The organism is Sideroxydans sp. CL21 (assembly GCF_902459525.1).
Taxonomy (GTDB): Bacteria; Pseudomonadota; Gammaproteobacteria; order Burkholderiales; family Gallionellaceae; genus Sideroxyarcus.
This window is the reverse complement of record NZ_LR699166.1, coordinates 3152975-3174753: the sequence shown is the minus strand read 5'-3', so window position 1 is coordinate 3174753 and position 21779 is coordinate 3152975. Positions and strand designations below refer to the sequence as shown.

The following is a 21779-nucleotide window of genomic DNA, read 5'->3' as shown; positions in this document are numbered from 1 at the left end:
ATCGGAAGCATCCCCCCAATTTATGCGCTTAAGGGCAATACGACAGACGCTTCCAGCCCACCCGACGGATGGTTTGTCAGTACCAGCTCACCGTTGTGACGTTGTACGATGCTGCGGGCGATGCTCAGGCCCAGACCGGTGCCGCCCGACTCGCGCGAACGGGAGTGTTCGATGCGGTAGAAGGGGGTGAATACGGTTTCCAGCAGTTCGGGCGGTATTCCGGGGCCGAAATCGCGGATGCGGATATGGCACTGGCGCGCGTCGCGGCTCAACGAGACTTCGGCGCGCTGCCCGTATTTCACCGCATTGTCCAGAAGATTGGACAATGCGCGGCGCAAGGCCAGCGGATGAGCCTTCAATTGCACGGCTGTATGTTCGATGTAATCCACTTGCTGTCCGGCTTCGACTGCATCGCTGCACAGGCTGTCCAGCAGCGAATCGAGATCGAGCAGTTGCGTCGCCTCGCTGGTATCCAGGCTGCGCGCCAGTTCCAGTCCTTCCTGCAACATCTGCTGCATGGATTGCATGTCGCCGACCAGCTTGTTGCGCAATGCTTCGTCCGGCAGTTTTTCCAGGCGCAGCCGCAGGCGGGTCAGCGGTGTTTGCAGATCGTGTGTGATCGCGGCCAGCATGCCGGTACGTTCACGCACATCGTCATAGATGCGCCGCTGCATCCGGTTGAAGGCCCGTGTCGCAACGCGCACTTCGTTGCTGCCCTGTTCGGGCAATGGTTTGCCGACGCGGGAGATATCGAGGTTGTCCGCGGCATCAGCTAACTGGCGCAAAGGACGGGTGGCGATGCGTGCCACCAGCCAGGCCAGCAGACCGATGCACAGTGCGAACAACAACATTGCACTCCAGACCGGCGGCGGGTAGAGCTGCCCGCGCATCGGCGGCATGGGCATGAGCAGTGAAAATCTGCTGCCGTCCTGCAACACAATGTGTACACGCTCGCACTGTGGTGGTTCATGCATGCGTCGCGGCCATCTTATGGGCTCACCGGCGCAAGCCGCATCATTCGGCAATTCGGCTTCAATATCCACTCCGTCCAGTCGCTGGTGCAGTGCATCTTCCAGCAGGGCGTCCCGGGCTGTGATGGGAGGCAATGCAACGTTGTCCAGGTGCCCGCGTATACCCATACCGTGCGGTTCATGCAGGAAATCGTCGCGCTGCGGCAGCGGGATCCGTTCCAGCGACTCCGCCATCTCGGCGATCTCGGTGGCCAGATGCTGGGCGCGTATGCGGTCAAACATCTCCTGCTGCCTGGAATGGGTGAGCAGCACGGTGCCGGCGGCTGTCACGATCATGCCGGTCAACAGGATCAGGAACAGGCGGCCATGCATGGAGCGGTAGATCGTCAACATCTCATTCACCTCGCTTTACTGTAGCCGCCAGCAGATACCCTTCGTTGCGCAGCGTCTTGATGAGTTTCGGCGCACGGGCATCGTCGCCCAGCTTCTGGCGCAGGCGGCTGATATGCAAATCGATGGAACGGTCGAGCGGGTCGGTCTCGCGGCCCTGGGTCAGGGTCAACAACTGGTCGCGATTGAGCGCGCGGTTGGGGCGTTCCAATAGGGCCTTGAGTAAACGGTATTCGCCACCGGAGAGCATGACCACCAGCCCGGCACTGTTCTGCAATTGCCGGGTGGTCTCGTCCAGCGTCCAGCCGGCGAAGTGCCACAACGATGCGGAGCCGGATATTTCATTAGTCACCGTACTGCTGCGGCGCAAAATGTTGCGGATACGCACCAGCAATTCGCGCGGTTCGAACGGCTTGCACAAATAGTCGTCGGCGCCCATCTCCAACCCCAGGATACGGTCCAGTGGTGCGCTGCGCGCAGTCAGCATGATGACCGGAATGGTGGAACGCGCACGCAGATCACGGCATAGGGTCAGCCCGTCGCTGCCGGGCAGGGTGAGATCCAGCACGATCAAGTCGATCGGCGTGGTGTCAAGCACCTGCTGCATGGTTGTACCATCCTGTGCGGTGCTGATCAGCCAGCCTTGCTCGCCGAGGTAGTCGGCCAGCAGGCTGCGGATGTCTGCATCGTCATCCACGACCAGGATGCGCGGCGGTGTGGCAGTTGTCGTCATGGGGCGGACATTACAACGAAATCGGCGATTGCGGGCGGCCGATACAATTCTGTACAAAATGTTCGTTGCCTGACATACACCGGATACATGCAACGAGTTAAATGGGCACCGTGCTTCGAGGCACGTCATTCAACCGATACGATGGAGAACGATTATGAATAAATCAGTGAAGATGTTATTGGCGGGGGTGGCAATCGCCGCCTTGTCCGCAAGTGTGTATGCCCACGGCGGCGAAGACTGCGGATACGGAGGGCACGGCGGCATGATGGGCTGGGACTCGGCCAAGATGGAAAAGTACCACGAGCAGCATCTGGCCAAATTGCACGACAAATTGAAATTGACTGCGCAGCAAGAAACCGCGTGGAAGAAATTCGCGGCCCAGCCACCGATGATGGACGGCACGACCCGTCCTGATCCTGCCGAAATGGATAAGCTGAATGCGCCGCAACGTCTGGAAAAAGGCCTGGAACACATGAAAGCCATGGAGGCAAAAATGACCGATCATCTGGCTGCGCTTAAAGAGTTCTACGCGGTACTGACGCCGGAACAGCAGAAGATCTTCGACGATCAAATGCCTCATCCGGGAGACCGTGGACATTGGCGCGGCAAGTAACCATCATTGATCCAGTGCAACACCGCACTGCTTGAGAGTGCTGGCGTTGCCAGCCATCCTGCCAGGCGGAAACTTCGAGCAACGGGCGCGGCCTTCTATCAGGCTGTGCCCGTTGTCATTTGTGCAATCAAACCAAACCGTGTTGATCGCCATGATTATGAATATCTCAGTTGTGCCATCTGCGGAATTTCACATATGCCAAACTGAACGACCGGGATTGATTGCGCAACGGGCACCGGCGAGTAAAATGTTTGACATCCCGCAGTCGGACAAAGCGGTCATTTGATTGTGGCTGCTCGCAGTGGTAAGTCAACCTTGGGAGTACTGCTTTTACATACCGAAAGAGACTTTCAAGACTCCCTTCATTAGGTGATAAGGCATGGTTGAAGAAAATTTATCGAATTCCCCAACCGGTGATACCGCTGACTTGCCACCGAAAGACATTGAGGAGATCCCGCCAAATACCAAGGTTGGCAGTGGCGATGGCGTCCCTATTGCCGATGTAATTCCAACTGCCACTGCTGATCAAAGAAAGACCAGAGACATACATGACGAGCCTCACCCACACTTCAAATGGCATGCCGAAGTGCGTGTTGACGGACACGATGTATTCCAAGGCATAGTTAAGGATATTTCGATGAAAGGGCTTAATTTAGTCCTCGATCATAATTTGCAAAATTCAAAACTCGTCAAATTGCATATTCATATACCACCCGCCGATATTTCAAGCCCACATCACGTTTTGGAAGTATCAGGGAAAATAACATCCACGGTCTTCGATAGTGCTGAGGAAGCGTTCCGTTCAAGCATAAGTTTTATCCAATTTACACTGGATTCTGACCAAACATATCTTCAATCACTTCTCTCGTAGGAAACGAAATTGGCAAGATGAGCCAGAAGTTGACCTGCATTGCGGAGGTTGCGCAGGGCAAAGACAAACGGGCAAGAAACGGTCCTTCGCGTGGCCGAAGCGCGCAACCTCGCGATTGGCGCAGAACGTCTTTGTCGCATCCTGTATACCCAACCAAACTCATTCGGGCTATAAAAATCAGAACGCTACCAACCCCTTTGGGCTACCTCTTTAGGTGCCAGGCATTTTTGTGCCATTCTGTGTAGGATAAACATGGGGATATGGATGCGTTACAGGAAATCTTGCATCTTGCGAATAATGGTTCCTGCATACCTCTTTGTTCGTAGTCAAATGCAATTGATTTCGCTCGCATGCGGAGTTTTGAAAGAACCTCACAGGGAGATAATAAATGGATCTTAATGTCGCCATTGTTCTAAATATCCTGGCTATGTTCTACTGTTCATATTTGGTCCTATCGCTCAAGTCCCGCATCCCGGCCGGTATGGCAGGCAAGTCGATTCTGAATCAACCAAGGAAATTGAAAGTATGATCCCCTTGTTCTCTGAACAATGGATTGCCAACCTGAAGAATGAATGGAACTCGGCGCCCCAAGTCTTCGAGCCCTTGCAGAAGGCATCGTTTTCTTCCCGTGTCGGTTACGGTTTCATTGGGGAACCCCGGCCGCGGGGTGTACTCGTCATTGAGCACGGAATGGCGACTTCGACGCTTTCCGGAATCAGCAGCAGCGAGGTCGATTGGGATTTGCGCGCAACGGAAGACAACTGGAAGGGCTGGATCGAAAATGGATTCTCCCTTTACAACCTGGGCATTGCATTCGCCACCCATCAGTTGCAGTTCCAAAAAGGCGATTACGCCCAGATGCTGAAGAACCCGCTGCTGAGCCGGCCCTTCGTAAGGCACTTTGAACTGTTCGAGAACATTCAGACCTATCAGACCAACTCGGGACTCTTTTACCGGCTAGGGCTAAAAAAGAAGAAGGGAGTCTTCGAATCGGACAATTCCGGACAGCGCTCCGGGTTGGACCTGGCTGAAGCGATTCAGGCTCATATCAAATGGAAAGCGCGCTTCCAGAATGCGATCAATGGCGAATCTAAAGAGACTTTCAGTCCCGGGGAAGTTTCCGTTGACACGGGATGCGAGTTGGGCAAATGGATCCACAGCCCTTTTTCCAAGATATTCCACGACCAACCCCATTTTGAAAACCTCAAGAAAACCCACGCCGAGTTTCACAAAATCGCCGGGGACATCGTAATCAAGATTCAAAGCAATTCGGGGGAAAGCCTGGATCAGTCGATAGACGAGTTCAATCGCATTTCTCGCAGCTTGATTCGGGATCTGCATCAGCTGGCCAAGTTTATGTAGGCTAATCCGGCCGCCCTTCATCGCCCTGCTGCGCGGAGCGGACGTCTGCAAGCAAGATGAACAAAGTACAAAAACCGGCCCAAAGGCGTCGGCAGCAAATCTAAATCAACCGCAAATTGCGGATGCCCGAATGTTATTGCCAGTGCAGAGTCAGCGTGACAAATGCCCGCCGATTGAATAAAGCGGTGGCAATGTATTCCGTGTAAGCAGTATTGAACATATTCTGCACCACCACGGCCACCTCGCCATTCATGCCGCCAAAATCCCTGAAAGGCTGGGCAAGGCGCATGTCGACGCGGCGGTGCGTGGGCTGGAAATCGATGGGCCCGCGATCGAATCCGAGCATGGAGGATTGGAAGTAGTAGGCTGCGCTGAACATCGCATCGTTCGGCAACCGTTGCGCATACAGCGTGCTGATGATGGTTTTCGGCAGGCTTCCCGCCAGTGAGTTAAGTTGCCCGAGCGACAGTGAGCCGCTGTTGCTGTCGACGTTTTCATCGGTGTAGTTGAAAGTGAGATTGCCGGAATCGCTGAATGCGTATTTGACGGTCGTTTCAACCCCGCGGTAGCTGGCCTCCATGCCGTTGCCCCACAGGGCGGAATTGGGCAGCGGGTAGATCATGTTGCTCATCTGGTCATTGAAGAGGCGCAGATCGATCGAGGTGTTCAGGTCGCGCAATTCGCCGAGATAACCGATTTCGCGCGACAGGATCTTCTCGGGTGTCAGACCGCCGGAAGTGGGATAGGGGCTCAGTTCATACTTGTATCCGAGCTGGTACGGATTTGCCTGGCTGGCATACTGTTCCCCGAGCGACGGCGTGCGATGCGCGATTGACGCGCCTGCCCGTACCGTATGTTGCGGCGTGAGATGGTAGTTCAGGGAAGCGCGCGGCGAAAATTCCCGGTTGCCCATGGCATCCTTTTCCAGCATCCCGCCTGTGTTGACGATCAGTTTGTCGTTGAAACGCCATTCGTCGTTGGCAAACGTCCGGAACTCGGTGACGGCAAACGACGCCGGGAAAGACGATGGAACCGCGACCGGATAGTATGAGTTTCCGTCCACCTTGTCCTGGCGATAACCGGCGCCGTATACCAGCCTGTTGGATTCGGAAGTTCTCAAGGTATGCTGCAGCTCGATCTCGTTGCGCCCGGTGTCCATCGAAGTGGCAACAGTGTAGGCAGGCGTTCCGAGCAGGTAGTTCTCGTTGGTGCTGTGCTGGATATGGTAGAAGCGCAGGCTCACTTCGGACGTGTTGTCGGTGCGGTGCAGCCATTCAATCTGCTCGGTGTTTGAATAGCCGATCATGTTGTGCGGCTTGTCGAGCGAACTGTCCCAGAAGCCGACGCCCATCACATCGTGGGTAAAGCCGAACTGCACGTCGATGTCGTTCACGGCATCGGGGTGATAGGTTGCGCGATAGTTCATCAGGCGCGCCTGATTGCTGTCGTTGGTGTTGTTGAGCAACCCCGTGTTCTGTGCCTGGGCCATGGTGATGTTGTTAGGCGGGGTGGTGAGGTTGTCATAGCCGTTATCGGCTGTATAAGCCAGCGTCATCCGGTAATCCAGCGTCTCTCCGTGCTTTCCAAAATGAACCGCGCCGTCGTTGATGCCTTTGTTGCCCCGTGTGTTGGAAATGCTCATGCCTTCAACTGCACCGGCATCGCGGGTGATGATATTGATCACGCCATGCACCGAATTTTCGCCATACGAAGCCGCGGCAGGTCCGCGTATTACTTCGATGCGTTCGATATCATCCAGAGTGATCGGCAGCAGCGCCCAGTCCACGGTATTGAAAGGAGGGAGATACACGCTGCGGCCGTCAATCAGGACCTGCATGCCAGGGGCATCCTGGCTTAATGCACCATGGTAGGAAACAACCGCCTGCGAGCCCGCGTAATAACTGACATACATGCCGGGAACCAGTTTGAACACGTCGGGGAGCGAGCGAAAGCCGGATTCGGCGATCATCTTGCGATCAATGACCGTCATTGCATTGGGGGCTTCCGACAAAGGTTGCGATAAGCGCGAAGCACTTAATACAACCGGGAATTCCTGCAAATAATCCTGGTCGCTTGCATAGTCGCTTGCCCATGTTCCCTTTGCAACCAGGCACAAAATGGAAACGGAAAGAATACGATATCGTGCCTTAGTCTTCATATCAGGGCTATTCGTTTTTATTAATCAAAAAAATATAATTCATTACTGCCGAAGCACATATCTTCTGGCATGTCCGCGTCGATGCCGGCAAGATCACCGTAAGCAAACAATATTGAAGAGTCCGCATTCAATACCCTGATTGCTCTCGCGTCGGGGCGCCGCAACAAACATGTTGCCACAGATTTTCGCATCACCGTTTTACCCCACCCCTATTTTCGATTTGCATATGCAGCGAATCCGGCGATTTTATTGTTATGTCTAACGTTCTGGCGACTTCCCGATTGACGGCGATGGTAAAAAGCGCAGGGGGCTGCGGGCCGGGCAAATGTCGCGATTGTGCAAACAAAAGGACCTCGGCACTTGCTTGTGCAGCCAATTGCTCCGGGGTGGAAAATATTGCGCACAATGCGCCAGCATTGACATAAGCTTGGGACAGCCCGACGAGGGGTATGTGCTGCCGGTAACTGCTCAGCAGGATATTGCGGATATAGCTGCTGTTGAAAATATTGCTATCCGGGATTGCGAGCAACACATCGCTATGTTCCAGCACATCATCCAGATCGGAGGACAGGGTCTCACTGCCTTGCATTTTCTTTGCAATCAGCTTATAGCCTTGCCTGTCCAGTTCATTGTGCAATTCCTTCAGGTCTATTCGCGACCCTTCAGAATACAGTACCCCTACGCGTCTGCTCTCGGGCAATGCCGCGCTTAACAAAGCCACCTGCCGCGACAAAGGCTGATCTATATAGATCGCGGAAATCTGTTTAACGCGAGTTTGCTTTATCTGCAGATCAAGGTACATCGTGCTGGGTATCATCACGGCCAAAACAGGTGCGGCTTTGTCCATCATCAAATCGGTCGCTTTGACTCCTACCGTTACTATCAAATCTGCCTGCTGATCATTTACTGAAAATTCCTCGGGATGTTCCAATACGCTCACAAGGATATTTGAAGGCAGATTCTGCCGGAAGGTTTTCGCAAAGGTCTGATATGGCGTCAAGCTCTCGCTGAGCACCACCAAAACGCGCAAGTCATCCGCGCCATACGCGAGCAAGGGAAGGGACAGCAGAAAAATCAAACTACAACAGATCTTCCAACACCGCACGAAGCGTGGCAATTCTGATACAGGCTTATCCAAGTTTCTGCAATTCGTAGGTGTTCATGTCAACCACAAGGCGGCCAAGATGTTTTTGGTTATGTTTAACAATATACCTGAAAAAGGTATGTGTACGAGGCCACAAAAAAACTATCCTGACGGCTTTTGATTGCTCTCCGGAATACGTTTCTGCCTGTAAACATTGTACATTGGAACTTCATTGCCGCGGCAGCGGACACGCTGTAACTGCAAGCTTTGGGCTGAGTTCTGACTGCCTACATCCCTCAGGCCAAGCATCTGTTTTTCCAGTCTTAACGATTCACATTTCAAGCGCCCACTTAACCATTCAAAAAATCGGGATTTAACTTTCACTTCCCGATTACGTAACTCTGTGACCTGCGGCTTGCCATAACTTATTGATGTTCGAGCTTTCAAAGCTGCAAACTCCAGTCGGGCAAGATGCTATGACAATCAGTTGGGAGATTGCCGACGGTATATAATTACCAAAGAAACAAATTCATGGCGAACAAAAAAAATCAAAGGAAATATTAAAATGAAAAAATCAATAGCCCTTTCTCTACTTGCCACCTTCTTTGCGATGGTCAGCATGCAGGCAATTTCGGCAACAACAGCACCTAATGGATATGCAGTAAATTCAACCGGACAAATCGTAACGAACAATTTTGGGCAGTGCTGGCATACCGGCTTCTGGACTCCTGCCATGGCGATTCCGGGATGCGATGGCGTTCCCGCAAACGAGGGCATGCCGACGTCACCCAAAACAACCGCACCGGCGCCTGCACCGGCAGTTGCTGTAGCTGCCCCCGCACCAGTTCCTGCGCCTGCCCCTGCCCCGAAGACAATCTTCACTGACAAGCCCATTACCATTGAAGGTGCCAATTTTGATACGGGTTCGGCGAAGCTCAAGTCGGGAGCATTCGGGCAATTGGATACCGTTGTGGAATTCGCGGCAAAATACAAAGATGCGAATTTGGCGGTTGTAGGTTATACGGACAACCGCGGAAAAGAGGCGGCCAATCAGGTCCTGTCCAGGGAACGCGCGGAATCAGTCAAGGCATATCTGACCGGTAAGGGTGTTGCTGCAAGTCGTATTACAACCGATGGCAAGGGTTCTGCAAATCCGGTTGGCGACAACGGGACCGCAGCAGGTCGCGCACAGAACCGCCGTGTGGAAATCAACTCGGTGGAACATGTAGCGCAGTAATCCAGACTTTACTTCATGACGAGCGGGCTGCCTGCAGCCCGCTTTTTTATGGCTTAAACAATTCTCAGATCGGGCAATGTTCTTCCCCAATTCTGATTTGCAACCGTCAGATCAAAGAAAGTACTGCTACTCCCGACTTCGGCTTCTCGGCCAATTCTGGCCCTTCACAATTCAGGTTTACCAAAGACCGTTAATCGCTCGATCACGATCATTGCGATTGATCATATTCGCGTACCCATTGTTGATAGGTGATGCGCGAAACATCGAATCGATCGGAAGTACGACAATAAACTGAAGGCGAACCGAGCCGCCCGATGGGTGTAAAGTTGTTGATATGCAAATGCGCATCTATCAAATGGTCCGCCACATGAAACATCACCACTTCGCCAATAAACAGCGTATTGGCACCAAGCACCTGCGTGCTGAATAATTTGCACTCGAGACTGGCTTGCGCCTCGGCCACACGGGGCACTTTGATATGAACCGAGGGTGATGAGTGCAGGTGTGCCGCAAGCAATTCGCTTTGCCCGGGCGGAAAGTCCGCCGCCGAAATATTCATTGCTTCGAACAAATCCTCGGAAACGAGATTCACCACAAACTCACCGTTGGCGAGAATATTCTTTGCGGTGTCTTTGGATTCGCCCGCATCGTTGTGGCCGATGCTGATGATTACATATAGCGGATCGCTGCCTACCGCATTGAAAAAACTGAATGGTGCCAGATTGATAATGCCACTTTCATTCTGGCTGGTGACCCACGCGATCGGACGGGGAACTACCAGATTTGTCAGCAACTTGTAGTTGTCTGCTTTTGAGTGCAGGGAAGGATCGATTTGCATGCGTATATTTACCGGGGAAAAACCTGTCGGAATGGAATGTGTCCTAAGCCGAGCAACTGCAACAGGCTGACAAAGCCAACAGCCGTAGCTTGCCGGTGGATATCAAATTGCTTAGCTCCTGTGGAAAACCGATTGCGCCAAGTGCATGGATATGCTCGACCAGACGACACTTATTAGCAGCCAGCCGGCTGCAATAAGCATGAAAATCAAGAAAAATTTTTTCACTGCAAGACTCCCATATCAATCTATCAGTAAGTTTGGGTTTGACTTGCCAATTCTATAGCAGCTTTTATTACGCCAGTGCCGCGATTTGGGAAAAACCTGTCCTCTATCCCATATTTTGAAAGGGGAAAGCGGGTTGGTGGATGATTTGTTGTCAACGCGTCGCTGCGGGCTGCGGCATCAGGGACAGTTTGAATACTCCCGGGCTGACTTCCGGGCCGAGATGGTGCAATAACTCGTTCAGTTGCACAGCCGCTTCACCGGGGGCGGCTTGTGCGGTTCCGTTGATGAGCATCCCGTTCACTCTGTCGAAGCTGCCGGTCGCGGACAGCAACAGTTTGCCGGAAAGCGTGGACAGTTGTGCATCCAGTCCCGCAGCATGGCCCTTGAGCAAGATGCGATAGTCGCCCAGCGGCCGTATTTCGGACAATGCGGAAGCGGCGCGTAACCAATCCACGGTGACCTCGCCGTCCAGTCCGGCGGCGTTCAGTGCAAGATGTTCGCCGGCCACTTCGAGTGAGCCCTGAAGCTGGTAGGGACCGAGTTGGGGGGCGGCGAGTTCGATTGAAGAAGCGGGCAGGACGAGGTGCAGATTGTCGATATCGATACGTTTGGCGAAAGGGGCGTAATGCAGGGTCATCGGTGCGGATTCGCCGGTTTGAACTTGCAGTGTCGTGCCGGGGAATTTCAGGCTCCAGCGATAGCTGCCGAGCGTCTGATAGCGGGCATCCTTTCGCAACAGTGCAACCCCGGAACCCTGCCACAGGCTGCCCTTCGTTTGCGCCAGCGACAGCGTGCCGCCGGTGATGCGTTCGAGCGCGTAGCCCATCAGTGCGGCGGGTGCGAAGACACACAAGCCGATGACGAACACGCTGCCGAACATCAGTGCCAACAGCATGCGGCGTAACGTCATTGGTCCGCTCCGTTGGTCAGCGTGGCTTGCACCTTGACCATGCCCGGTTCGGGCGATGCTGCCAGCATCGCGGTCGAAACGCGGATGTGCTGGTTCAGTTCCAGTGCGTGCTGCCATTGCAGCCAGTGTGCAAAAGAGATGCTATCGGCGCTGATGCGCACGCTGTTCTGTTCGCCCGGCAAGACCTGCAGCGGCAAACCCGCCGCCTGTGCCGATTTTTCCACGGCGATTTTGAGGGCATCGCTGTCCAGCACGGCAAGCTGGGGTTTCTGGCGCAACGATTGCGCTTGCCCGGCGAGCGACTGCATTTGGTCGGCTTGCGCGCGCAGTCGCGGCAAGGTTTCCTGCAGTTTGGGCAAAGCCTGGTGCGCGGGTTGCCACAGCACCCCGTACATCAGCAGCGGTATGAGTAGCAACGCGCCGCGCAATAGGGTTTTTTGCTCGGTGGCGCTGAGCGTATTCCAGTGACGTGTCTTCAGTTTTTCAAATATTGCTTTCATCGCACACTCCCCGCAGATACGCGCAGCTGTACCGTTATGGTGCCGCTCGCATCGTGTTTGTCCACCACCTGCGCGGTCAACCCCGTTTCGGCGATACGCTGTTGCAGCTTGTCGAGCATGGTTGCACTCGCGAGCGCCATCTCGATATCCAGTTTGCCGTCGGCATAGCGCAGCGTGCGCAAGGTGCTGCCGGGGAGTGAGCTCGAAGCGGCGGCGAATTTGTCCAGTAGCGGGGAGAAATCGGCGTCGTCGCTGATGCCCGCCGCATGGCGCAGACGCGCCAGGTTGCGCCGCATTTGCAACGGAGCATCGACGATGGTGGCGTCCGCGCCGAAAGTCTCCTGGAACGTCTCCGTCATGCTGTGCATCAGTTGGCGCTTTTCGTTGGCGAGCAGCGCCCATTCCAGATTGCTGGTGCAGACTTCCACGCCGAACAGCAGCAGCGCTGCCATCAGCGCCGGGCGCAGCCACGGCCAGAGTTCGCTGATACGCGGCGGCGGAGCCAGTTTGCCCCACAGCAGGTTGGGAACATCGCCGGGAATGGGTGCCTTGCGCCAATCGATACTCTGCTTTTCGCAAATGACGGGAACACCGAGTCCCCAGTTCGGCACCTGAACTTCGTTGCCAAGCGAGAACAGCCGCAGCGCGGCGGGCGCATCCTGTTGCAGGCGCAGTTGCAGCGATACCGGTGCATGCGCATCGTCGCCGCTATCCAGCGCGCCGCCCAGGCTGTGTGTCGTCGCCAGGAATCCTTGCGTTCCGTCCCACGCCAGACTCCATTCGCCGGCGCGCGTCGGCAGCAGGCAGAATTCGGGAACGACGCGGCGCACGCGCACTTTTGCAGCGGCGCTGGCGGCAAGGAAACGCGCGAGCCAACTCCTGTTCAGCGTGTACAGCACAGTGCGTCCGTCCGGCAGTTTCGCGCCGGGCGTGACATGCGCCTCGGTAGCATCGTCTATCAGCGCATCTTCCAGCGCGAAGGGCAGTGCAGTTTCAAGTTTGCTGCGTTTGATCCTGGGCAATACCGCGGTCGTTGCCAGCACGCGCTCTGCCGAGACAATCACTGTTGCCTCGTCGCTGTGCGGCATCGATGCAAGTGTGCCGTTGCCGGATTCGCGTACATTGCCCGCGTCGTCCAGCAGCACCCAGGCACAGCCCGATGCGGCATCCTGCCAGTGTGCAGTGAGGTAAATACGAAGATTCATTGCAGGCTCTTTCTGACTTGTGTCGCCCAGATACCGGCGCGATGCAGCAGCACATGTGCCGACGAAGCACCGTCGCCCTGGGTGGCATATCCGGTCACCATAAAATATTGGCTGCTTACGCTGAGTAACAGGGTGCTGTCTTGTATCACGGTTTTGGGTAACCGTTGTAAAAAATCCGCCAGGCTCATGAACGGGGTCGAACTTGCCTGCAAGGCCAATTGCCGTGCATCCTGCAGCGTCAATCCCGGCAGTATCGCCATCAACACTTCCGGCGGCGCAAAGTTCACGTTCACTGCCGTATTCGATTCCGGCAACACGCTCACGAATGGCTGCAGCCGCTGGATGGTAGTGGCATCAAAACCCCTTACCCAAACCAGCTCGCCGATGTCGGAGAGCGGGAGATTGGCGCAGCGGTAGGGTTTGTCGAGACTCATGTAATATTCGTCTTCAGCACCGTTTGGCATCGTCTCGCTATTCGCATCCATCCAGTCTACCAGCGTGTTGCCGAGTTCCTGCGGCAGGCCCAGTGCCGCGAGCAGGCGCTGGAAACGCGCCAGATCGGGCGCGCTCAACACGCCGTTAGCGACCAGATTGTTCAAGTTGAACAATCCCTGCTGGTCGACGATGGTGCCTTGCACTTCGCCGCCCTCCACCGGGATGGCGGGCAACTGCATCGCCCACATCTCGCGCGCGTTGTCGACTCCCGGATTGACCGACTCATCGTCCGCCAGCACCGCTCGCGCCCAGTCGATTCCGGCTTCGGCGATGCGACGCGCCTGCGCGCGGTCGCGGCCATTCTCCATCTCGCGCTGCCAGAAAGCCTGCTGCTGCGCCATGAATGCGGCGATGGTGGTGGCCATGGCCACGATCAACAGTACCAGCACCAAGGCTACGCCATGTTGTGTTTGTGTCTTCATTGCAGCGCAAAGAACCGGGTCAGTTTATCGCCACCCTTCAACACCAGTTCCACTTTCACCGCTTTGGGCAGTGCTGAAATATCGGGAAAGGCGGGAGGCCATTGTGTCTCCCAGGTCAGGTGGCTGGTCAGGTAAAGCAAATTGAATTCGCTTACGTCTTCCAGCACGGTATCCACTGTTGGCACATTGTACGGGGCGCTATCCAGCGCAGTCCAGCGCAACATCTCCAGTTTGTTCTCCCGCAGCCGGTAGCCGACGCGCTGCGGCGACAACGGATTGCCGTCGGCATCGAATCCGCCATTGCGCGTGAAAGCCAGTTGCACATCCTCCAGGCTTTCAGTGGTGGAAGGCGAGCCGACCCAGGCGGGCGCCAGCTCGCCGCTTGCCGTGCGCACCGGACGCAGCAACACCTGTGCCGTCTCGCCGTCGAGGCGCGCGAAAAAACGCTCCAGCGCCTGCCATTTGCGCGTCTCGCGATCGATATGGGCGCGCGCCTGGGTCACTGCGTTGAGACCGCGATAGGCGGTGACTGCCAAAATCGCAAATACGAACATTGCAACGAGCAGTTCGATCAGGGTAAAGCCCTTTATGGAATTGTTCCTCATCGCGGATATTGCACCAGATACCCGGTCAATTCGCGCAGCTTGAATTTGCCGTCATCCGGCGAATACACGCTGACGACGATGCGACGCATGGTGGGATTGGGGGTGTCGATGACTTCTTCCTGCCACGGGTAGGTTTGTCCCGCCTGATCTTCACTGCCCGTCTGGATGCCTTGTGCAGGCCAGTCGCTCATAGCCTGGTGGTTAGCCAGGCGGTTTTGTGCCACCCAGTCGGCGATAACGCGAATGCGCAAGGCATCGACATTGCGGATGCTGGAACTTGCGGTGCGCGATACCGCGGCCATGGCGATGGCGAGGATGGCAAGGGCAACCAGGACTTCAAGCAATGTGAAGCCTGCTGAGTTGCGGGGCAGACTCATGGCGTTCTCCCCGCCACGACATCCACCTTGCCCAGGCCGTTGCCGACGATGTCGGAAACCATGCCGTTACTGAGCAGGCTCACCCGAAAATCCTTGGCCGATAATTCGGGGCTGAGCACAATCAGCGAGCCCGGCTCGATGCTGCGCCCGTCGAAACTGACTTTGCCTATGCGGACCGTATCCGGCAGGATGCGGGGATGCAAGAGGTTGTCGCGTTCGATGCGCTCCCATATGCCGTCTTTTGTGCGCTTCCAGAAACGGTAGCTGTTGCCGGTGCCGGACCAGGCCAGAGGTTGTCCGCCTGCCTGCGAACTCATCGCACCGTTTTCCATCAGGAAAGCCAGTCGTTGCGATTCATCGCGCAACACGGTCTGTGCGTTAGGCATCAGATTCAACGTCGCCACAGTGAGCATGATGCTGGCGACGACCAGCGCCACCATCATTTCAAGCAGCGTGAAGCCGTGCATTCCCCCATCCGAACCCTTGATGGAATTCCTGTTGAAACTTCCTGCTATCTGACCAAGCCGCTGGAGCGGCAAGTCACCGGTTATCGCCCGGTGGGGGCGCTTGTCTTCCCTCTCCCCCCGAGGGAGGGATTGAGGGTGGGGAATAAAGCCGCGAGGAACAATCACTCTTGTTCGGAGAAGTGTCAGTCCTGCCACGACCCGATGTCGGCATCGTTGCCTTCACCACCGGGGACGCGATCCGCGCCGAAACTGAACACGTCGATCGCGCCATGCACGCCGGGTTGCAGGTATTGGTATGGCGTGCCCCACGGGTCCTTCGGCACGCGGTCCAGATAGCCCTCGCTCTTCCAGTTGTTCGGGACAGGGGAAATGGTGGGTTTTTTCACCAGTGCGGCCAGTCCCTGTTCTGTTGTGGGATAGCGCTGGTTATCCAGCTTGTAGAGGTTGAGCGCCTGGGTGATGGTGGCAATATCCTGCTTGGCGGCGGTTACGCGCGCTTCGTCCGGGCGGCTCATCACCTTGGGCACGATCAGCGCGGCCAGCACGCCGATGATGAGGATGACGACCATCAGTTCGATCAGGGTGAAGCCTTTGCTAGTGCGTATGGATTTCATGATTTGCTTTCCTTTGTAAAAATTACATCAAAACCGGATGACCGATCGTTTGGTCACTTTACCATCTGATTCATCTGGATGATGGGCAGCAGAATCGCCAGTACGATCAGCAGCACCACCGCACCCATGAACAGGATCAGCAACGGTTCCATGATGGAGGTCAGTGCGGTGGTAAAGCCGGCGACTTCCTGCGTTTGTTGCTTGGCGACGCGATCCAGCATGGTGTCGAGCCGGCCACTCTGTTCGCCGCTGGCGATGAGGTGAATCAGCACGGGCGGGAACAGGCCGGAGGCGGCAAGGGCCCGGTTCAGCGTCACGCCTTCGCGTACTTTAATCGCCGCGTCTTCCAGCGCCCGGCGCATCGGCAAGTTGCTGACCACGCCGCAGGCGGCATTGAGTGCGGTGAGCAGCGAAACTCCGCTACCGGCAAGGATCGCCAGGGTACTGGCCATGCGAGCGGTGTTGCTGCCTCGTATCAGTTTGCCGACAACGGGCAGGCGCAGCAGTTTGAGATGCACTTGGAAGCGCAGTGCCTCCTGCTGCAAGGCGCGATGCGCGGCGAAGGAACCGGCCGCCAGTATTGCGATCAGGTACAGCCAGGTTGCGGTCAGAAAATCGCTGAGCGCGATCAGGGCGCGGGTAAGGAAGGGCAGGGCCTGGCGTGTCTGCTGGAATACTTCGACCACGGGCGGTACGACGAAGAGCAGCAGGCCGCCGACCACAAGGACGGCAACAGTGATGACGATGGCGGGATACACCATGGCCAGGCCGATTTTTTGTTGCAGGGCTTGTTGCGCTTCCGAGTAGCTGGCGAGTTTGTCCATCACCGTGGCAAGTTCGCCGGATTCTTCACCGGCGCGGATCAGCGCGCGGTGAATTTCGGGGAACACGTCGCGGTATTTGTCCATGGCGCGCGCCAGCGTGTTGCCGGCGAGTACCTCCGAACGCAAGGCGGCGAGTACCTGGCGCATGGCGGGATTTTCGCCTTGCTCGATCAGCACGCCCAGGGCCTGTTCCAGCGGCAATCCGGCTTCCAGCAAAGTGGCGAGCTGGCGCAGTACCAGGCTTACTTCGGAAAGCGGAACACGCTTGCGGAACCGCAGAGTGAAACTGCGCGAACCACCCTGCAACGTACTGTCGTTGAGCGCATTCAGTTCCACCACGAACAGGCCGTTTTCGCGCAACTGGGTGCGGGCGAGCCGTGCCGAATCGGCTTCCATCATGCCCTGTGCGGGTTTGCCCTCTGCGTCGAGCGCGTTGTAGTGGAATGTGGCCATGGTTTATGAATTAAAAAAGCTAACAGCTAAAAATACAGGATCGTAGGGTGCAATAAGCGTAGCGCATTGCACCGGTTGTTTAGGCCCCGCACATACGGCGCAATGCCCGTTGGTTATTGCGCCCTACGCGAGATCGAGACGAACGGCGAATGTATCGAACCGCTATCTATTGCCTTACAGCAATCCATCCCCGCCTCAATCCCGCGTTACGCGGATAACTTCCTCCAGCGAAGTGTCGCCGGAAACAACCCAGCGCAGTCCGTCGTCGCGCAGGTTCAGCATGCCGTGCTGCATCGCGTAATCGCGCAGATGCTGTTCGCTTTCGCGCGAATGGACCATGGTGCGCAGGGCTTCGTCGACTTCCAGCAATTCGTAAATGCCGGTGCGTCCGCGATAGCCGGTCTGGTTGCAGCGCGCGCAGCCGGTCGGACGATACAGCACGTCGGGCTTGCCGTGGGGGGCGAGCACCTTGAGCTCGGATGCGTCGGGTGCATAGGCTTCGCGGCAATCCGGGCACAGACGGCGTACCAGACGCTGCGCCAGCACACCGACCACGCTGGAAGAAAGCAGGAATGGTTCGACGCCCATGTCGGTTAGACGGGTGATCGCGCTTACGGTGTCGTTGGTGTGCAGCGTGGCGAGTACCAGGTGTCCGGTGAGGCTCGACTGCACGGCGATCTGCGCCGTCTCCAGATCGCGGATCTCGCCGATCATGATCACGTCCGGGTCCTGGCGGAGAATGGCGCGCAGCGCCCTGGCGAAAGTCATGTCTATGCGCGCGTTGACCTGCGTCTGGCTGATGCCGTCGAGATCGTATTCCACCGGGTCTTCCACCGTCATCACGTTGGTCACGCTGGCGTCTACGCATGACAGCGCGGCATACAGGGTGGTGGTCTTGCCGGAACCGGTGGGGCCGGTGACGAGCACGATGCCGTGCGGTTGCGCGGTGAGCCGCATCATGGCTTCAAGCGACGTCGCGCTCATGCCCAGCTTGGTGAGGTCGAGGCGTCCCGCTTCCTTGTCGAGCAGACGCATCACCACGCGCTCGCCATGTCCGGTGGGCAATGTCGATACCCGCACATCGACGGGGCGCCCCGCCAGACGCAGGGCGATGCGGCCGTCCTGCGGCAGGCGTTTTTCGGCGATATCGAGATCGGCCATCACCTTGATGCGCGAGATCATGGCGGCATGCAGTGCGCGATGCGGTTCGGCAATGTCTTTGAGCGTTCCGTCGAGACGGAAGCGCACGACGGAACGCGTCTCGAACGGTTCGATGTGGATGTCCGAGGCATTGTCGCGCACGGCCTGTGCGAGCAGCGCGTTGATCATGCGGATGACCGGTGCGTCGTTCTCGGATTCCAGCAGGTCCGCCGATTTGGGCAGGTCGTGCAACAGCATGGACAGGTCCATGTCCTGCTCTGCATCGTCGAGCAGCATGGCAGTGGATTCGTCGGCTTGCGAGTAGGCATCGCTCAGCATGCGCTCGAATGCTTCCGCATCAACCAGTGTGGCATCGACGGGCAGGGCAAGTTGGCGCATCACCTCGGCGATGGCTTCGGGTTTCGCGTCGCGACGTACTGCCAGCGCAGCGCGCTCATCGCAATCGGTCAGCACCACGCCTTGTGCCTTGGCAAACGAGTAAGGCAGGCGGCGGGCGGCACGGCGATTGATCGTTTGGATCACGGCTTCGTCTCGACCGGAGCAGAAGGCGTCGCCGCAGCCGGTGCGCTGGCAGCCTCGGGTGCAGGCACCGTTGCAGCTGGCGCACTGGCGGCCTCAGGTGCCGTTGCGGCTGGAGCGCTTGCAGCATCAAGGCGAGGCGTTGCAACAGGAGCACTGGCAGCGGGACCCCTGTCTTCGGGTGACAGCGGAGGCAGAGCCTTGTCCTTGTCGTCGTTCTGCATGACCATGCTGTCAGGCATGCGCAAGGCCTCGCGTGCGTTGCTCGCCTTGTCGTAGTTTTCTGCGGTCACTTTCTTGTAACTGTCGCTCTGGTACATGATGTAAGGACGGATGAACACCATCAGATTGGTCTTCACTTGCTCCCGCGTCTCGTAGCGGAACAGCGCGCCGAGGAACGGGATGTCCCCGAGGACCGGTATTTTGCTTGCCGTCTGGTTGACCGAATCCTGGATCAATCCGCCCAGCACCACGATCTGGTTCTCATCCACGATGACGGTGGTATCGATGGAGCGCTTGTTGGTGGTGGGACCCGAGACAGCGGAACTCGTCGAAGCGACCACGCTCGAAACTTCCTGGGATACCAGCAGTTTTACCGAGCCGCCCTGCATGATCTGCGGTTTGATCTTGAGTGTCAGGCCGACGTCCTTGCGATCGATGGTCTGGAACGGAGTGGCGGTGGCGACGGCACCGGTTTGAGCATAGGAACCGGTAATGAACGGTACGTTCTGGCCGACCACGATCTTGGCTTCTTCGTTGTCCAGCGTCATCAGGTTGGGGGCGGACAGGATATTGGCGTTGGTGTCGTTCGCCAGCGCATGCGCCAGCACGCCGAGGTTGAGCACCGTGCCGATGCCGGGCAGCGTGGTCGTCCCGCTCACGACACCGACGTTCAGGCCATTTCCGACCCCCATGATATTGGTTGAAGCACCGATGATATTGTTATTTGAGCCGAAGTTGGTACCGCCGATGACGTTGCTGCCGCTGCTGTTGACGCCGGACAGAGTCTGCCACTGGATGCCGAGTTCGGAGGCCTTGTCCGCCGTTACTTCGACGATGAGTGCCTCGACAAAAACTTGCGGACGCCGCACGTCCAGCCTTTCAATCACGGCGCGCAGGTTGTTATAGACCGGTTCGGAGGCGGTGATGATGAGCGTATTGGATGCAGCATCCGCCTGAATGATGCCGCCGCCCGAGGGCGCGCTGCTGCTGGTCGGCTGTGTACTGCTTTGCGTTGTGCTCGAAGAAGACGAGGATGAAGATGAAGGCGACGAGGTATCGCCGCTCATCACCGAACGCAGGGTCTGCGCGAGTTTGGTGGCATCGGAGTTTTTCAGTGTCACCACATGAATATTGCCCGGTGAGTTCGATTCACTGTCCATCTTTGCCACCAGGTCTTTGACACGTGCAATGCGTCCCGGGTTGTCCGAGCGCAGCAGCAAACTATTGCTGCGGCTGTCGGCCAGCAGCACGAAGCGCTGGTTGTCATCGCCGCCGGTCTGCGGCGCCGAGGCTTCCGGCATGAGGCGGTTGATGATGCCGGCCAGATCGACAGCCGATGCATGCAGGACCGGAATAATGATGGGTGCATCGGAATTGGGTTGATCAATGGAGTCGATGAGTTTTTCAATGCGGTGCACGCTGCTGGCGTAATCGGTAACGACCAGCGCATTGCTGGATGGGTAGGCCACCACCACGCTGTTGGGCGAGATCATGGGGCGCACGACGGTGACCAGTTGCGAGGCCGATTCGTATTTCAGCACGAACACGCGGGTGACCAGCTCGTCGCCCCTGCCTCTTGCCAGAGAGTCGACGTGCAGCTTGGCATCGGCCTCGGGAATGATCTTGGTGACACCGCCCGATTCCACCGCCGCGTAACCCTGCAGGCGCAAGGCGGAGAGCAATATGTCGTAACCCAATGCGGGTGAAACCGGTGTGGCGGACACGATGTTGATGGTGCCTTTGACGCGCGGATCGACCAGGAAATTCTTTTTGGAAATTTGCGAGATGGCGCGAATGACTTCCTGGATGTCGGCGTTGACGAAGTTCAGCGAGACCAGTTCATCTTCCTTCTTTACTGCGCCTTCCGCGTGACAGGGAGTCGCGATAAAGATCGTCAGGCAGAATGCCAGCAGGGCTCTTCGCACGATGCAGTTAATCAATGTTTTCCCCTTATCAATTCTTGTTGCTGCAGCTGCAGTATCTTTCGTTGTTCCGGCGAGAGCTTGTTGAGCGCCTGTGCTTGGGCGTCAGCGATCGGATCGCCGTGAACCGGGCTGGCAACGTGAACCGGAGCGGCACCGCCGGCAGCAGGTGCTTTGCTCAGGTCGACGCGTTGCCGGGAGCCGTCCCGCTCCAGTATTACATAGTCGCTATGCGTCTCGACCAGACGCACACCCGGCACGATCTGCCCGCCCAGGCCCACGCCGATCTGTCCGGTTTCGGTTTGCATCACGGCAAAACCATTGTTGCGGCTTGCGAAAATGCCGATGGCCCGGATTCCGCCCAGCGATGCAGTCGAGGCGGCGGTATTGACCGAGCCGAACAGTTGTTCAGTTTGTGCCGCTTGCGTTGTAGTTGTAGTACTGGGCACGGCATGTTCGGAAGGCGCGAACAGTACCCATGCATGTTTTGCCAGCAACAACATTGCCAGCAATCCGCCCCAGAGCGGCCAGTTAATCCAGATTCTGGCGGGTGCTGCAAAGACCTTTCTAGCCAACGACATGCGACATTCCTTCGTATGCG

General features: G+C 56.8%; 21 protein-coding genes. 4 read left to right on the top strand and 17 right to left on the bottom strand.

Features of this window, described 5'->3' with window-relative positions; all coding sequences use genetic code 11:
• Window positions 1-20 precede the first annotated feature (20 nt).
• Both QOY30_RS15095 and QOY30_RS15090 read right to left on the bottom strand, forming a co-directional pair.
• Window positions 21-1364, bottom strand: a complete 1344-nt coding sequence (locus QOY30_RS15095; protein WP_283745443.1) for an ATP-binding protein — start codon at window positions 1362-1364, stop codon at window positions 21-23.
• A 1-nt stretch (window position 1365) separates the two neighbouring features.
• Window positions 1366-2094, bottom strand: coding sequence for a response regulator (locus tag QOY30_RS15090; RefSeq protein ID WP_283745442.1), 729 nt, complete (start codon window positions 2092-2094; stop codon window positions 1366-1368).
• A gap of 154 nt (window positions 2095-2248) precedes the next feature.
• On the opposite strand from QOY30_RS15090, the gene QOY30_RS15085 reads away from it, so the two are divergent.
• The 3 genes from QOY30_RS15085 (at window position 2249) to QOY30_RS15075 (ending at window position 4940) form a co-directional block, all read left to right on the top strand.
• Entirely contained in the window at window positions 2249-2707 is a 459-nt protein-coding gene (locus QOY30_RS15085) for a Spy/CpxP family protein refolding chaperone (protein ID WP_283745441.1), read from the top strand.
• A gap of 379 nt (window positions 2708-3086) precedes the next feature.
• A complete protein-coding gene (locus QOY30_RS15080) occupies window positions 3087-3578 on the top strand; it encodes a PilZ domain-containing protein (protein WP_283745440.1) in 492 nt (163 codons plus the stop codon).
• Window positions 3579-4103: 525 nt separating this feature from the next.
• On the top strand, window positions 4104-4940 hold the full coding sequence (locus QOY30_RS15075; RefSeq protein ID WP_283745439.1) for a CZB domain-containing protein: 837 nt from the start codon (window positions 4104-4106) through the stop codon (window positions 4938-4940).
• Window positions 4941-5073: 133 nt separating this feature from the next.
• Here QOY30_RS15075 and QOY30_RS15070 read toward each other — a convergent pair whose 3' ends face one another.
• Both QOY30_RS15070 and QOY30_RS15065 read right to left on the bottom strand, forming a co-directional pair.
• Window positions 5074-7098, bottom strand: coding sequence for a TonB-dependent receptor plug domain-containing protein (locus QOY30_RS15070; RefSeq protein WP_283745438.1), 2025 nt, complete (start codon window positions 7096-7098; stop codon window positions 5074-5076).
• A 190-nt stretch (window positions 7099-7288) separates the two neighbouring features.
• Window positions 7289-8236, bottom strand: coding sequence for an ABC transporter substrate-binding protein (locus QOY30_RS15065; RefSeq protein ID WP_283745437.1), 948 nt, complete (start codon window positions 8234-8236; stop codon window positions 7289-7291).
• A 511-nt stretch (window positions 8237-8747) separates the two neighbouring features.
• Between QOY30_RS15065 and QOY30_RS15060 the strand changes: the two genes are divergently transcribed.
• Window positions 8748-9419, top strand: coding sequence for an OmpA family protein (locus QOY30_RS15060; protein ID WP_283745436.1), 672 nt, complete (start codon window positions 8748-8750; stop codon window positions 9417-9419).
• Window positions 9420-9627: 208 nt separating this feature from the next.
• Here the strand turns inward: QOY30_RS15060 and QOY30_RS15055 are convergent, their stop codons facing one another.
• From QOY30_RS15055 to QOY30_RS14995, 13 genes are all read right to left on the bottom strand, one after another.
• The gene (locus QOY30_RS15055) at window positions 9628-10257 is read right to left on the bottom strand and encodes a flavin reductase family protein (protein WP_283745435.1); all 630 of its coding nucleotides are present in this window, start codon (window positions 10255-10257) and stop codon (window positions 9628-9630) included.
• A 376-nt stretch (window positions 10258-10633) separates the two neighbouring features.
• Window positions 10634-11392 (bottom strand): type II secretion system protein N, encoded by a 759-nt coding sequence (gspN, locus tag QOY30_RS15050; RefSeq protein ID WP_283745434.1) that lies wholly within the window; start codon window positions 11390-11392, stop codon window positions 10634-10636.
• A complete protein-coding gene (locus QOY30_RS15045; protein WP_283745433.1) occupies window positions 11389-11892 on the bottom strand; it encodes a type II secretion system protein M in 504 nt (167 codons plus the stop codon). Before QOY30_RS15045 ends, gspN begins: the two co-directional genes overlap by 4 nt.
• A complete protein-coding gene (gene gspL / locus QOY30_RS15040) occupies window positions 11889-13097 on the bottom strand; it encodes a type II secretion system protein GspL (RefSeq protein WP_283745432.1) in 1209 nt (402 codons plus the stop codon). Before gspL ends, QOY30_RS15045 begins: the two co-directional genes overlap by 4 nt.
• On the bottom strand, window positions 13094-14014 hold the full coding sequence (gene gspK / locus QOY30_RS15035) for a type II secretion system minor pseudopilin GspK (RefSeq protein WP_283745431.1): 921 nt from the start codon (window positions 14012-14014) through the stop codon (window positions 13094-13096). The genes gspL and gspK overlap by 4 nt, the downstream gene beginning before the upstream one ends.
• Window positions 14011-14619 carry a type II secretion system minor pseudopilin GspJ gene (gene gspJ / locus QOY30_RS15030; protein WP_283745430.1) on the bottom strand — a complete coding sequence of 203 codons (609 nt, stop codon included), beginning with the start codon at window positions 14617-14619 and terminating at the stop codon, window positions 14011-14013. Before gspJ ends, gspK begins: the two co-directional genes overlap by 4 nt.
• Window positions 14616-14996, bottom strand: a complete 381-nt coding sequence (gspI, locus tag QOY30_RS15025) for a type II secretion system minor pseudopilin GspI (RefSeq protein ID WP_283745429.1) — start codon at window positions 14994-14996, stop codon at window positions 14616-14618. The genes gspJ and gspI overlap by 4 nt, the downstream gene beginning before the upstream one ends.
• A complete protein-coding gene (locus QOY30_RS15020; protein WP_283745428.1) occupies window positions 14993-15463 on the bottom strand; it encodes a prepilin-type N-terminal cleavage/methylation domain-containing protein in 471 nt (156 codons plus the stop codon). Before QOY30_RS15020 ends, gspI begins: the two co-directional genes overlap by 4 nt.
• Window positions 15464-15645: 182 nt before the next feature.
• A complete protein-coding gene (gspG, locus tag QOY30_RS15015) occupies window positions 15646-16077 on the bottom strand; it encodes a type II secretion system major pseudopilin GspG (RefSeq protein ID WP_283745427.1) in 432 nt (143 codons plus the stop codon).
• Between the two features lie 53 nt (window positions 16078-16130).
• Window positions 16131-17354 (bottom strand): type II secretion system inner membrane protein GspF, encoded by a 1224-nt coding sequence (gene gspF, locus QOY30_RS15010; protein ID WP_283745426.1) that lies wholly within the window; start codon window positions 17352-17354, stop codon window positions 16131-16133.
• Between the two features lie 195 nt (window positions 17355-17549).
• Window positions 17550-19037, bottom strand: coding sequence for a type II secretion system ATPase GspE (gene gspE / locus QOY30_RS15005; RefSeq protein ID WP_283745425.1), 1488 nt, complete (start codon window positions 19035-19037; stop codon window positions 17550-17552).
• Window positions 19034-21196 (bottom strand): type II secretion system secretin GspD, encoded by a 2163-nt coding sequence (gspD, locus tag QOY30_RS15000; RefSeq protein WP_283745424.1) that lies wholly within the window; start codon window positions 21194-21196, stop codon window positions 19034-19036. Before gspD ends, gspE begins: the two co-directional genes overlap by 4 nt.
• Entirely contained in the window at window positions 21193-21759 is a 567-nt protein-coding gene (locus QOY30_RS14995) for a type II secretion system protein N (RefSeq protein ID WP_283745423.1), read from the bottom strand. Before QOY30_RS14995 ends, gspD begins: the two co-directional genes overlap by 4 nt.
• Window positions 21760-21779 lie beyond the last annotated feature (20 nt).